Here is a 12278-nt window from a genome sequence, read left to right on the forward strand (position 1 = left end):
TCCCCGCGCCGCCGGGGCGCGGCGGGTTGTCTCCCCCACACCACAAAAAAACCCCCCCCCCCCCCCCCCCCCCCCCCCCCCCCCCCTCTTCGATGTCACGTACGTGCGGGGGCAGCGGCGGCTACGGCAGCGCCAGCATCCGCTCCAGCGCCAGCTTCGCGAACGCCTCGGTCTCCTTGTCGACCTCGATGCGGTTGACGAGGTTGCCCTCGGCGAGGGACTCCAGGGTCCACACCAGGTGGGGCAGGTCGATGCGGTTCATCGTGGAGCAGAAGCAGACCGTCTTGTCGAGGAAGACGATCTCCTTGCCCTCGGGCGCGCCCCGGTTCGCGAGACGACGTACGAGGTTCAGCTCCGTGCCGATCGCCCACTTGGAGCCGGCCGGGGCGGCCTCCAGGGCCTTGATGATGTACTCCGTGGAGCCGACGTAGTCCGCCGCCGCGACGACCTCGTGCTTGCACTCGGGGTGCACGAGGACGTTGACGCCCGGGATGCGCTCCCGCACGTCGTTCACCGAGTCCACGCTGAAGCGGCCGTGCACCGAGCAGTGGCCGCGCCACAGGATCATCTTCGCGCCGCGCAGCTCCTCCGCGGTCAGCCCGCCGTTCGGCTTGTGCGGGTTGTAGAGCACGCAGTCGTCCAGGGACATGCCCATGTCGCGGACGGCGGTGTTGCGGCCGAGGTGCTGGTCGGGCAGGAACAGCACCTGCGAACCCTGCTCGAAGGCCCACTCCAGGGCCCGCTGGGCGTTCGACGACGTACAGATCGTGCCGCCGTGCTTGCCGGTGAACGCCTTGATGTCCGCGGACGAGTTCATGTACGAGACGGGCACGACCCGCTCGGCGATGCCGGCCTCGGTCAGGACGTCCCAGCACTCGGCGACCTGCTCGGCGGTGGCCATGTCGGCCATCGAGCAGCCCGCGGCGAGGTCCGGCAGGACGACCTTCTGGGCGTCGCCCGTGAGGATGTCGGCGGACTCGGCCATGAAGTGCACACCGCAGAAGACGATGTACTCGGCCTCCGGGCGGGCCGCCGCGTCACGGGCCAGCTTGAAGGAGTCACCCGTGACGTCAGCGAACTGGATGACCTCGTCGCGCTGGTAGTGGTGGCCGAGCACGAAGACCTTGTCGCCGAGCTTCTCCTTGGCCGCCCGCGCGCGTTCGACCAGGTCCGGGTCGGACGGCGAGGGCAGGTCGCCGGGGCACTCGACGCCACGCTCGCTCTTCGGGTCGGCCTGGCGGCCGAGCAGCAGCAGGGCGAGGGGCGTCGGCTGTACGTCGAGCTCCTGGGTCTGGGCGGTGGTCACGACACGCACCCTTTCTGTTCTGCGGGTCGCCGGGCTCCTGGCGGAGCGGGCCGGCGGTACGATGCCTTTTCGTCTATTTGACGCTATCTATCATAACCGCTTCACGTCACGTTGACGATGGCCATAGCGTCCATGTGACGTGAATCCCGATTGCCTCTCCGGCGGGTGACACCCGGGTGTCAGTGGGGTTGTCCACAGGCATGTGTTCGTGCGCGGGAGCATGTGCGAGCATGAAGAGAGAAGGCACAAGACATGAGCTCGGCCCGGAATGAATCCGCGGCCCCGCCGGTTGCAACCGTCGGCAAGCAGTCTCCGTACAACCCGGGAGAGAAGCAGATGTCCGTATCGGACGAGACCACCACCGTGAGCGACGGCATCATCCTGTCCGACGCCGCCGCTGCCAAGGTCAAGGCCCTGCTCGACCAGGAAGGCCGCGAGGACCTGGCGCTGCGCGTCGCCGTTCAGCCCGGCGGCTGCTCCGGCCTGCGGTACCAGCTCTTCTTCGACGAGCGCTCGCTCGACGGCGATGTCCTCAAGGACTTCGACGGTGTGAAGGTCGTCACCGACCGCATGAGCGCCCCGTACCTGGGCGGCGCCTCGATCGACTTCGTCGACACCATCGAGAAGCAGGGCTTCACGATCGACAACCCGAACGCGACGGGCTCCTGCGCCTGCGGCGACTCCTTCAGCTAGTCCGCCCCCGGGGCCTGGTCCACGGCCCGTGGCGAAGGCGCGTATACGCGGAGTACGGACGAAGGCGGCGTCCCCCTGTGAGGGGGGGCGCCGCCTTCGTGTGTCCGGGACCGGCCGGCCGTTACCGCGGCCCGGCCGACGCGGCTCCCGAGGCCTCGGGGATGCCGACGTGTCCGTGGTGCACCGCCTTGCCGTCGCTCCCGACGACCTCGCGGCCGCCCAGCGGCTCGTCCAGGCGCACGGTCTTCTCGTAGAACTTGGCGATCATGATGCAGACCTTGTTCTTCCAGGGCTTCTCCGTCACGGTCACGGTGACCTTGCCCGAGCTCTCGCTCGCCGACACCGTGTAGTGGGCGCACACCCCGCCGGTGAAGTCGACCGTCAGGTCCCTGCCGTCGGCGGTGTAGCCCTGGACGCCGACGTCACGCGTGGCCGCCGGCGAGGAGGGCTCGCCGGACGGCACCGGCACGGTCGGGTCCGCGCTCGGCGGCGCGGGCGATTCAGGCGAGGCCAGGAACGCCGGGTCGACCGCCGGATGCGTCACCGTGTACGTGTCCTGCGCGCCCGGCGCCCGCACCTCGAACAGCCAGGACGGCACCAGCGCCTGCCGCCCGTTCGCGCGCTGCGCCGCCAGTCCGAAGGTGGCCTTCTCGACGGTCACCGCCGCCCCCGGCTCCGGGGAGGGGTGCTCGCACGGCATCTCGTCCCGGTCCTTCAGCGGTACGGGGCTCGCGCAGCCGCCGATGCCCATGCGCCGGTGGCCGCCCGTCGCCGACCCCGACCCGTTCATCTCGTCCAGCGTCTTCCGCGCGCCGACGACCGGGTACGCGTCTCCCTCCACCGGCATCTTCAACTGGCCGCTGCCGCCCACGACATGACCGTCCGTGCCGATCCGCAGGCCGGTCGTCCAGCCGTACGTGGGCAGTCCGCCCACGACCGGGTCGGCGTTCACGACCCGTACCCGGTCCATGAGCTGGCTCGCGTCGAGCTTCGCGTCGTCCTGGCCCACCGCCTTCAGCACGGGCGCCGCCGCCTTCTCGGCCGCCGCCTCGCTCACCGGGCCCGGCGCGGAGCCGGCCGAGGAGCCGGAGGAACTGGAGCCCGAGGAACTGGAGTCCGAGGAGCCGGAGCCCACGGACTCGCAGACCGTGACCTTGACGCAGTTGTCGCCTCCCGGCAGGGCGGAGCTGTAGGTCCAGGTCCCCGGGGCGTCCGCGGTCACCCGCAGATTGGGCTCGGTGCCGTCCGCGGCCGTGCCGACCGTCCAGGCGTCCCCGGCGAGCCGGGGCGTTCCCGCCAGGCCCAGGGCCTTCGCGAGCCGCGCCACCTCGGCGCGGCTCACCCGGCCCTCGGCCCACTGCACGTGCGCGGAGCCGGGGCCCGCGGGGAGCGTGCCGCTCGCGCGGTATGTCGTGCCGTAGGGGTTGGGCTCGCCGGGCGCGATGCCCGCCGTACCGCCCGTGGACCCGTCGCCGGTGGTGCTCGCGGCGTAGCCGTCGAGGACGAGCGGCGGGGGAGTGCCGTCGGCGCCGGGGGTTCCGGAACGGCCGTCGCCGGACGCCGTCGTGGCGAAGTAGGCGCCGCCGCCCCCGACGAGCAGCACGGCGGCGACGACCGAGGCGACGAGCACCGGCGTGTTCCGCCGGCGGCCCCCACCGGCCCCGTCACCGTCGACGGTCCCCGAGCCGTTCCCGAGGACGGCGACTTCGGGGTGCTCGTCCCGGGACTCCTCCCCGGCCCCACCGTCGCCCGAGCCCTCCGGGACACCCGCGTCGGCACCCTCGGGGGAAGCGGGGAGAGCGGCGGAATCGGCGGAGCCGGAATCGCCGGAGCCCTTGCCGGAACCCGCGTCGGCTTCCTCGCCGGAGCTCTTGCCGGAATTCGCTGAGGCTTCCTCTCCGGAGCCCGCGACGGTGCCGCGCGTGCCGGGAGCGGCCGCGTCGGCGGCAGCCTCCACCGTCCCGTCGGCCGCGTCCCCGGCGGAACCCTCTGCCCGGTCCCCGGCGGAACCCTCTGCCCGGTCCCCGGCGGAACCCTCTGCCCGGTCCCCGGCGGAACTCTCTGCCCGGTCCCCTGCGGGAACCTTGGCGTGATTCTCGGCCCGGTCCCCTGCGGAAACCTCGGTCCGGTCCTCGGCGGGGTCCTTCGCCGGGCTGTCGGCGGGATCCGCGGCGGCGTCCTCGGCCCGGTTCCCGGCGGGATCCGCGGCGGTGTTCTCCGGGGCGGCCTCGGCGGTGTTCTCGGTCGCCTCCTCGGCGGGACCCTCGGCGTGACTCCCGGCGGGATCGGTCGCGTCGTTGTCGGGTCGCTCGGTGCTCACCGCATCGCTCCTTCGGCTCCACTGCAGTCCCATGACCCGGCCCTGTCGATGACGGGCACTCCAGGGTCGTATGGCACATCCCTTTTACGGGGGACGGCGATGGGACGCAGCGGGGGAGCGCACGGTTCCCTGCGAGCGCACCCCTTCTTCACCCGTTCGGCGCCGCCGGAAACTCTCACCCGTTCGGCGCCGCCGGGCTCTCACCCGAACGGCGGCGCCGGACGGACGCCGCCGGTCAGTCGCCGTAGTCGGACATCGCGTCCAGCAGCCGCGCCGAGGCGGGCGGAACGGTCACCCCGTGGATGAGGGAGGGAGAGACATGGACCGGAGGAACAGGTGCGGGGGCCGACCAGTGACCGGCCATCCGGGCGCAGTCGCCGCGCAGCGACGCCAGATCGCCTTCCAGGTCGCCGACCGGGCCGAGCGAAGCAGTGCCGTGGACCTTGAGGTTCGTCATACCGGAACCGTATGCACCGTTGCCGTCACGAAGAAAGATCTACTATCGGGTAGTTTTGGCCCTTCAGGGGTCGCGTGCGGACCCGGTAGCGTTAACTGTCAATCCCCTCCCCTCGCAGGAGCGTGTCCTAGCCGTGCGTATCGCAGTCACCGGCTCCATCGCCACCGACCACCTCATGACCTTTCCCGGCCGTTTCGCCGACCAGCTCGTCGCGGACCAGCTGCACACGGTCTCCCTCTCCTTCCTGGTCGACAACCTCGATGTCCGCCGCGGCGGGGTCGGCGCGAACATCGCGTTCGGCATGGGGCAGCTCGGTACCCGCCCGATCCTGGTCGGAGCCGCGGGTTCCGACTTCGACGAGTACCGCGCCTGGCTGGACCGCCACGGCGTCGACACCGCCTCCGTGCGCATCTCGGAGGTGCTGCACACCGCGCGCTTCGTGTGCACCACGGACGCCGACCACAACCAGATCGGCTCGTTCTACACGGGCGCGATGAGCGAGGCCCGCCTCATCGAGCTCAAGGCCGTCGCGGACCGGGTCGGCGGTCTCGACCTCGTCCTGATCGGAGCGGACGACCCCGAGGGGATGCTCCGCCACACCGAGGAGTGCCGCTCGCGCGGGATCCCGTTCGCCGCCGACTTCTCGCAGCAGATCGCGCGCATGAACGGCGACGAGATCCGGGTCCTGCTGGACGGCGCGACGTTCCTCTTCTCGAACGAGTACGAGAAGGGGCTCATCGAGTCCAAGACGGGCTGGAGCGACGCGGAGATCCTCTCCAAGGTCGGCCACCGGGTGACCACCCTCGGCTCGCGCGGTGTCCGCATCGAGCGCGTCGGCCAGGACCCGATCGAGGTCGGCTGCCCCGAGGAGGAGCTCAAGGCGGACCCGACGGGCGTCGGCGACGCGTTCCGCGCCGGTTTCCTCTCCGGTCTCGCCTGGGGCGTCGGCCTGGAGCGCGCCGCGCAGGTCGGCTGCATGCTCGCCACCCTGGTCATCGAGACGGTCGGCACGCAGGAGTACCAGCTCAGCCGTGCCCACTTCATGGACCGCTTCACCAAGGCGTACGGCGACGACGCCGCCACCGAGGTCCGGGCGCACCTGTCCTAGAGCCTGTCCGACATCCGCTCGGCAGAACCGGGTCCGGGCCCGCCTCCGTACGACGGGGGCGGGCCCGGAGCTCTGTCCGGGGGGCGCGGGCCCGCCCGGTTCCCGCGGAGGCCGGGGCAACGGTTCGCGACGGGGTGCGACGGCCTACGACAGCCTGCGGACCACGTAGGCCGAGCCGCGATCCGCCGGCTCCTCCCCGACGTACTCCTGGCCCCGCATCTCGCACCACGCGGGGATGTCGAGGCGGGCCGCCTCGTCGTCGGACAGGACCCGGACCGTGCCGCCGAGCGGCACGTCCCCGATGACCTTGGCCAGCTCGATGACGGGGATCGGGCAGCGCCTGCCCAGCGCGTCGACCACCAGCGCGTCGGCGGACGCGGGCACCTTCGTCACCGCCGTCGGCGCCCCCAGCTTCTCGCGGACGCCCGAGACCGCACCCGGGAGCACCGACAGGAAGCGGTCGACGTCCTCCTCCGCGGTGCCGGGCGGCAGCGACACCCGGACATTGCCCTCGCTCAGGACACCCATGGCCTTCAGGACATGGCTGGGGATCAGGGTGCTGCTCGTGCAGGACGAGCCCGAGGAGACCGAGAAGCCCGCGCGGTCCAGTTCGTGCAGCAGAGTCTCTCCGTCGACATAGAGACAGGAGAAGGTGACGATCCCCGGGAGCCGGCGGACCGCGTCGCCGACCACCTCGACGTCCGGCACCAGCGCGGGCACCCGCGTCCGGATCCGCTCCGTCAGTTCACGCAGCCGTGCCGCCTCCACCGCCGCCTCCGCCTGGACGGCACGCAGCGAGGCCGCCGCGGCGACGATCGCCGGGATGTTCTCGAACCCGGCCGCCCGCCCCGACTCCCGCTCGTCCGCTGGCCCTTGGGGCGCGAACCGTACGCCCTTGCGCACGACGAGCAGGCCGACACCCGAGGGACCGCCCCATTTGTGGGCACTCGCCGCCAGCAGGGACCAGTCGCCCTCCACCCGTCCCCAGCCCAGCGACTGGGCCGCGTCCACCAGCAGCGGCACCTCTGCCTCCCGGCACATCTGTGCCACCTCGGCCACCGGCTGCTCCGTGCCCACCTCGTGGTTGGCGGACTGGAGGCAGGCCAGCGCGGTGCCGGGGCCCAGGGCCTCGGCATAGGAAGAAGGGGACACCCTTCCGGTGCGCGCGACCTGAACGCGGGTCACCGCACCGCCCGACGCCTCGTGCGCGTCCGCCGAATGGAGCACCGACGAATGTTCGACGGCTGACACGATCAGGTGGTCTCCGACGCGCCGCCGGCCCGCCAGCGCACCCTCGATCCCGGAGTGCACCGCGTGGGTGCCGGAGGGGGTGAAGACCAGCTCGTCGGGGCGGCAGCCCACCGCCTCGGCCGCCGCCTCGCGCGCCGCGTCGAGGAGCAGCCGGGCCCTCCTTCCCTCACGGTAGAGACGGGCGGGATCGGCCCACCCCTCGTCGAACGAGGCCTGCAGGGCCTGCCGGGCGACGGGATGCAGCGGGGCCGCGGACGCGGCGTCGAAGTAGGACACGCCCCCCACGCTAGCTCCGCGAGGGCAGGTGCCCGCCCGCCGCCGGCCCTCCCAAGGGGGCGTCAGAAGCCATCCGGACCGGGGCATTCCAGGTACTCTGACAAGGCATTGAAGGCCGAACAGCACTCCTTCGGGGAGTCGGGCGGCGCGTTGGGCACCCTCCCCGCGCGACCCCAAATAGCGTCCAGTAGGGTTTGGTCCGCATAAACATCCAAACCCCTGCCCGACGCAGGGCGGCGACCGACCAGCGAGAAGGCCGCAGCCAACAGCGCGGGCGAGACTCTCGGGAAGGCGCTACGTGAGTCCCAACGGCTCCGACCGCTCGCCGCGGCGCCCGATGCGGCGGAAGCTGCTGCAGGCAATGACTGCGGGCCTGGTCCTGGCGACAGCCACTGGTTGCTCGTACAACTGGGAAGACTTCCCCCGCCTTGGTATGCCCACCCCGGTCACGGAGGAGGCTCCGCGGATCCTCTCCCTCTGGCAGGGCTCGTGGGCGGCCGCGCTCGCCACGGGCGTGCTGGTCTGGGGCCTGATCCTGTGGAGTGTCATCTTCCACCGGCGCAGCCGGACCAAGGTCGAAGTTCCTCCGCAGACCCGGTACAACATGCCCATCGAGGCGCTGTACACGGTGGTCCCGCTCATCATCGTGTCCGTGCTGTTCTACTTCACGGCACGCGACGAGACGAAGCTTCTCAGCCTCAAGCCGAAGCCCGACGTCACGGTCAACGTGGTCGGCTTCCAGTGGAGCTGGGGCTTCAACTACGTCGAGGACGTCCCCGGTTCTTCCGGGAACGCCAAGACCGACCCGAACCTGGCCGCCATTCCGGACCGGTTCAAGAAGGACTTCCCGGCGAACGCCGGCGGTGTCTACGACGTCGGCACTCCCGCAACGCGGAACCCGCAGACGGGCAACCCGGGTCCGACCCTCTGGCTCCCCAAGGGCAAGACGGTCCGTTTCATCCTCACTTCGCGTGACGTCATCCACTCCTTCTGGGTGGTGCCGTTCCTCATGAAGCAGGACGTCATCCCGGGCCACACCAACTCCTTCCAGGTGACCCCCAACCGTGAGGGCACCTTCCTGGGCAAGTGCGCCGAGCTGTGCGGCGTCGACCACTCCCGGATGCTCTTCAACGTGAAGGTCGTCTCCCCCGAGCGCTACGAGGCCCACCTCAAGGAGCTCGTGACCAAGGGACAGACCGGTTACGTCCCGGCCGGCATTGAGCAGACGGGCCACGAGAAGAACCGGGAGACGAACAACCTGTGAGCATCCTCAACGAACCCCAGGGTGCCGCCGCCGAAGACTCGTACGAGAACGAGCTGCCGGTGCGGCGCAAGCAGCCCGGCAGCGTTGTGATCAAGTGGCTCACCACCACCGACCACAAGACGATCGGCACGCTCTATCTGGTGACGTCGTTCGCGTTCTTCCTGGTCGGCGGCGTGATGGCGCTGCTCATGCGCGCCGAGCTGGCGCGTCCCGGACTGCAGATCATGTCGAACGAGCAGTTCAACCAGGCGTTCACGATGCACGGCACGATCATGCTGCTGATGTTCGCGACGCCGCTCTTCGCCGGTTTCACGAACTGGATCATGCCGCTGCAGATCGGCGCGCCCGACGTGGCGTTCCCGCGGCTGAACATGTTCGCCTACTGGCTGTACCTCTTCGGCTCGACGATCGCGGTCGGTGGCTTCCTCACCCCGCAGGGCGCGGCCGACTTCGGCTGGTTCGCCTACAGCCCGCTGTCGGACGCGGTCCGCTCGCCGGGCATCGGCGCCGACATGTGGATCATGGGTCTGGCCTTCTCCGGCTTCGGCACCATCCTCGGCGCGGTCAACTTCATCACCACGATCATCTGCATGCGCGCTCCCGGCATGACGATGTTCCGTATGCCGATCTTCGTGTGGAACGTCCTGCTCACCGCGGTTCTGGTGCTGCTGGCCTTCCCCGTCCTCGCCGCGGCGCTGTTCGCCCTGGAGGCGGATCGTAAATTCGGTGCGCATGTCTTCGACGCGACAAACGGCGGAGCCTTGCTCTGGCAACACCTCTTCTGGTTCTTCGGCCATCCAGAGGTGTACATCATCGCGCTGCCGTTCTTCGGCATCATCTCCGAAGTCATCCCGGTGTTCTCGCGCAAGCCGATGTTCGGTTACATGGGCCTGATCGGCGCGACCATCGCGATCGCGGGTCTCTCCGTGACCGTGTGGGCGCACCACATGTACGTCACCGGTGGCGTCCTGCTCCCGTTCTTCTCCTTCATGACGTTCCTCATCGCCGTACCGACCGGCGTGAAGTTCTTCAACTGGATCGGAACGATGTGGAAGGGCTCGCTGTCCTTCGAGACACCGATGCTCTGGGCCGTCGGCTTCCTCATCACCTTCACCTTCGGTGGTCTGACCGGCGTCATCCTGGCCTCGCCGCCGATGGACTTCCACGTGTCCGACTCCTACTTCGTGGTGGCGCACTTCCACTACGTCGTGTTCGGCACCGTGGTGTTCGCGATGTTCTCCGGCTTCCACTTCTGGTGGCCGAAGATGACGGGCAAGATGCTCGACGAGCGTCTCGGCAAGGTCACCTTCTGGACGCTGTTCGTGGGCTTCCACGGCACGTTCCTGGTGCAGCACTGGCTGGGTGCCGAGGGCATGCCGCGTCGTTACGCGGACTACCTCGCGGCAGACGGCTTCACCGCGCTGAACACGGTCTCGACGATCAGCTCGTTCCTGCTCGGCCTGTCGATCCTGCCGTTCCTCTACAACGTGTGGAAGACGGCCAAGTACGGCAAGAAGGTCGAGGTCGACGACCCGTGGGGTTACGGCCGTTCGCTCGAGTGGGCGACCTCCTGCCCGCCGCCGCGGCACAACTTCCTCACCCTGCCGCGGATCCGCAGTGAATCCCCGGCGTTCGACCTGCACCACCCGGAGATCGCCGCCCTCGACCAGCTCGAGAACGCCGGTCACGGTTCGTCGGCCCTTCCTGGCGGAAAGGAGGCCGGCAAGTGAAGGTCCAAGGCAAGATGTTCATCTGGCTGGCGCTGTTCATCCTCATCATGGGGATCGTCTACGGCGTCTGGTCCAAGGAGCCGGCCGGCACCACGGCCCTCTTCATGGGCTTCGGCCTGAGCATGATGATCGGCTACTACCTGGCCTTCACGGCCCGGCGGGTCGACGCCATGGCGCAGGACGACAAGGAGGCCGACGTCGCGGACGAGGCCGGCGAGGTGGGCTTCTTCAGCCCGCACAGCTGGCAGCCGCTCGCGCTCGGCACCGGTGGCGCGCTCGCCTTCCTGGGCGTCGTCTTCGGCTGGTGGCTGCTGTACTTCTCGGCGCCGCTGATCATGCTCGGCCTGTGGGGCTGGGTCTTCGAGTACTACCACGGTGAGAACCGCACCCAGTAGCACGCGCTGAACACCCGGGAGCCCGGACACTCCGTCAGGAGAGTCCGGGCTCCCTCGTTTGCCGCGACTTTTGTCCCTCGCTCGGCTCACCCGGCGCGCCGTCCTTGACGGGCGTCCATAGCGTGGACTCATGAACCACTCACCGCGAATCCGCACGGTCGTCAGCTGCACCGCGCTGGTGGTCGCCCTCGGCGCGGGCGCCGCAGCCTGCGGCTCCGACGACCACCCGCTCTCGGCGAAGCCGTACGACGCGGCGGGACAGATCTCGTTCAAGGGCCTCTCCGAGGACAGCAAGAAGCAGACCAAGGTCGACCCCGACAAGCCCCTGGAAATCACCTCCGAGAGTGACGAGGGGCGCATCACCGACGTGACCGCCACGGATGCGTCGGGCCGCTACGTCACGGGCGAACTGGCCGCCGACGGCAGCCGATGGCACAGCACCTCACCCCTCGCCGCGGGCGCCCACTACACGGTGCGCGTCAGCACCGAGGACGAGGACGGCGCCCCCGGCCGCAAGGTCATCGGCTTCGACACCAGTACGCCGAAGACGAAGAAGCTGCTGAACGTCGAGTTCGGGCCCAAGACGGGCAAGTACGGCGTCGGCCAGCCGATAACCGCCGAACTCAGCGCCCCCGTCAAGGACAAGGCGGCCCGCACGATCGTCGAACGCGCCCTCCGGGTCGACTCCACCCCCGCGGTGGACGGCGCCTGGCACTGGGTGGACGACAAGACGCTGCACTACCGTCCCAAGGAGTACTGGCCCGCCCACGCCGTCGTCACGGCCCACAGCAACCTCGCCGGCCTCAGGATCGGCACACGCCTGTGGGGCGGCGACGCCAAGACTGTGAAGATCACCACGGGCGACAGCCTGGTCGCCCTGACCGACGCCGCCACCCACTCCATGACCGTCTACCGCAACGGCCAGGACATCAAGGAGATCCCCGTCACCACGGGCAAGCCCGGCTTCGACACCCGCAACGGCGTCAAGGTCGTGCTCGGCAAGGAGTCCCTCGTACGGATGCGCGGTACCAGCATCGGCATAGCCGAGGGCAGTTCGGACTCCTACGACCTGGAGGTGCGCTATGCGACCAGGGTCACCTGGAGCGGTGAGTACGTCCACGCCGCGCCCTGGTCGACCGGCTCCCAGGGGTACGCCAACGTCAGCCACGGCTGCACCGGCATGAGCACCGAGAACGCCGAGTGGTTCTTCAACACGTTCAACGAGGGCGACATCGTCAAGGTCGTCAACTCCGACGGCAAGACGATGGACGCGTTCGGCAACGGCTTCGGCGACTGGAACCTCGACTGGAAGAACTGGCGCGAGGGCAGCGCGATCGTAGCCGGTTCCCCGGACGCCCCCAGCCCCGCCCAGCGCGCCAGACTGCGCCCCGAGAGCGTGTGAGACCGCGCCCCTGGGCCTGTCCGCCGATCCTCCGCCGTACGGACGACGGGAGGGGCGCGGGCAGGCCCTGGCGGGG

The 12278-nt window shown here is 69.9% G+C and carries 10 protein-coding genes; 6 read left to right on the forward strand and 4 right to left on the reverse strand.

What is annotated here, in order from left to right; all coding sequences use genetic code 11:
* Window positions 1-121: 121 nt before the first annotated feature.
* The gene (gene nadA, locus ACFXGX_RS04930; protein ID WP_384784724.1) at window positions 122-1306 is read right to left on the reverse strand and encodes a quinolinate synthase NadA; all 1185 of its coding nucleotides are present in this window, start codon (window positions 1304-1306) and stop codon (window positions 122-124) included.
* A 336-nt stretch (window positions 1307-1642) separates the two neighbouring features.
* Between nadA and ACFXGX_RS04935 the strand changes: the two genes are divergently transcribed.
* Complete coding sequence (locus ACFXGX_RS04935; RefSeq protein WP_261706957.1) at window positions 1643-1999, forward strand: iron-sulfur cluster assembly accessory protein; 357 nt, start codon at window positions 1643-1645, stop codon at window positions 1997-1999.
* 121 nt (window positions 2000-2120) lie between these two features.
* Here ACFXGX_RS04935 and ACFXGX_RS04940 read toward each other — a convergent pair whose 3' ends face one another.
* Window positions 2121-4319, reverse strand: a complete 2199-nt coding sequence (locus ACFXGX_RS04940; protein WP_384784726.1) for a hypothetical protein — start codon at window positions 4317-4319, stop codon at window positions 2121-2123.
* Between the two features lie 235 nt (window positions 4320-4554).
* Window positions 4555-4776 (reverse strand): hypothetical protein, encoded by a 222-nt coding sequence (locus ACFXGX_RS04945; protein WP_384784729.1) that lies wholly within the window; start codon window positions 4774-4776, stop codon window positions 4555-4557.
* Window positions 4777-4909: 133 nt separating this feature from the next.
* Here ACFXGX_RS04945 and ACFXGX_RS04950 point away from each other — a divergent pair, with 133 nt between their 5' ends.
* Window positions 4910-5884, forward strand: a complete 975-nt coding sequence (locus tag ACFXGX_RS04950; protein WP_384784731.1) for a carbohydrate kinase family protein — start codon at window positions 4910-4912, stop codon at window positions 5882-5884.
* A 144-nt stretch (window positions 5885-6028) separates the two neighbouring features.
* On the opposite strand, the gene ACFXGX_RS04955 is transcribed toward ACFXGX_RS04950, so the two are convergent.
* Window positions 6029-7411 carry a cysteine desulfurase/sulfurtransferase TusA family protein gene (locus ACFXGX_RS04955; protein WP_384784733.1) on the reverse strand — a complete coding sequence of 461 codons (1383 nt, stop codon included), beginning with the start codon at window positions 7409-7411 and terminating at the stop codon, window positions 6029-6031.
* 298 nt (window positions 7412-7709) lie between these two features.
* On the opposite strand from ACFXGX_RS04955, the gene coxB reads away from it, so the two are divergent.
* The 4 genes from coxB (at window position 7710) to ACFXGX_RS04975 (ending at window position 12202) form a co-directional block, all read left to right on the forward strand.
* Window positions 7710-8675, forward strand: a complete 966-nt coding sequence (coxB, locus tag ACFXGX_RS04960; protein WP_355765883.1) for a cytochrome c oxidase subunit II — start codon at window positions 7710-7712, stop codon at window positions 8673-8675.
* A complete protein-coding gene (gene ctaD, locus ACFXGX_RS04965; RefSeq protein ID WP_384784736.1) occupies window positions 8672-10405 on the forward strand; it encodes a cytochrome c oxidase subunit I in 1734 nt (577 codons plus the stop codon). Before coxB ends, ctaD begins: the two co-directional genes overlap by 4 nt.
* Window positions 10402-10800 carry a cytochrome c oxidase subunit 4 gene (locus tag ACFXGX_RS04970; protein ID WP_355765877.1) on the forward strand — a complete coding sequence of 133 codons (399 nt, stop codon included), beginning with the start codon at window positions 10402-10404 and terminating at the stop codon, window positions 10798-10800. The genes ctaD and ACFXGX_RS04970 overlap by 4 nt, the downstream gene beginning before the upstream one ends.
* Before the next feature lie 130 nt (window positions 10801-10930).
* On the forward strand, window positions 10931-12202 hold the full coding sequence (locus ACFXGX_RS04975) for an Ig-like domain-containing protein (protein ID WP_384784738.1): 1272 nt from the start codon (window positions 10931-10933) through the stop codon (window positions 12200-12202).
* The last annotated feature ends 76 nt before the right edge of the window (window positions 12203-12278 follow it).

It is taken from the genome of Streptomyces sp. NPDC059371, from assembly GCF_042751995.1.
Lineage (GTDB): Bacteria > Actinomycetota > Actinomycetes > Streptomycetales > Streptomycetaceae > Streptomyces.

Excerpts from the sequence above, each read along its gene's own strand:
- ACFXGX_RS04935 (WP_261706957.1), top strand. The coding sequence starts at position 1,643 with ATGTCCGTATCGGACGAGACCACCACCGTGAGCGACGGCATCATCCTG.
- ACFXGX_RS04945 (WP_384784729.1), bottom strand. The coding sequence starts at position 4,776 with ATGACGAACCTCAAGGTCCACGGCACTGCTTCGCTCGGCCCGGTCGGC.
- ACFXGX_RS04975 (WP_384784738.1), top strand. The coding sequence starts at position 10,931 with ATGAACCACTCACCGCGAATCCGCACGGTCGTCAGCTGCACCGCGCTG.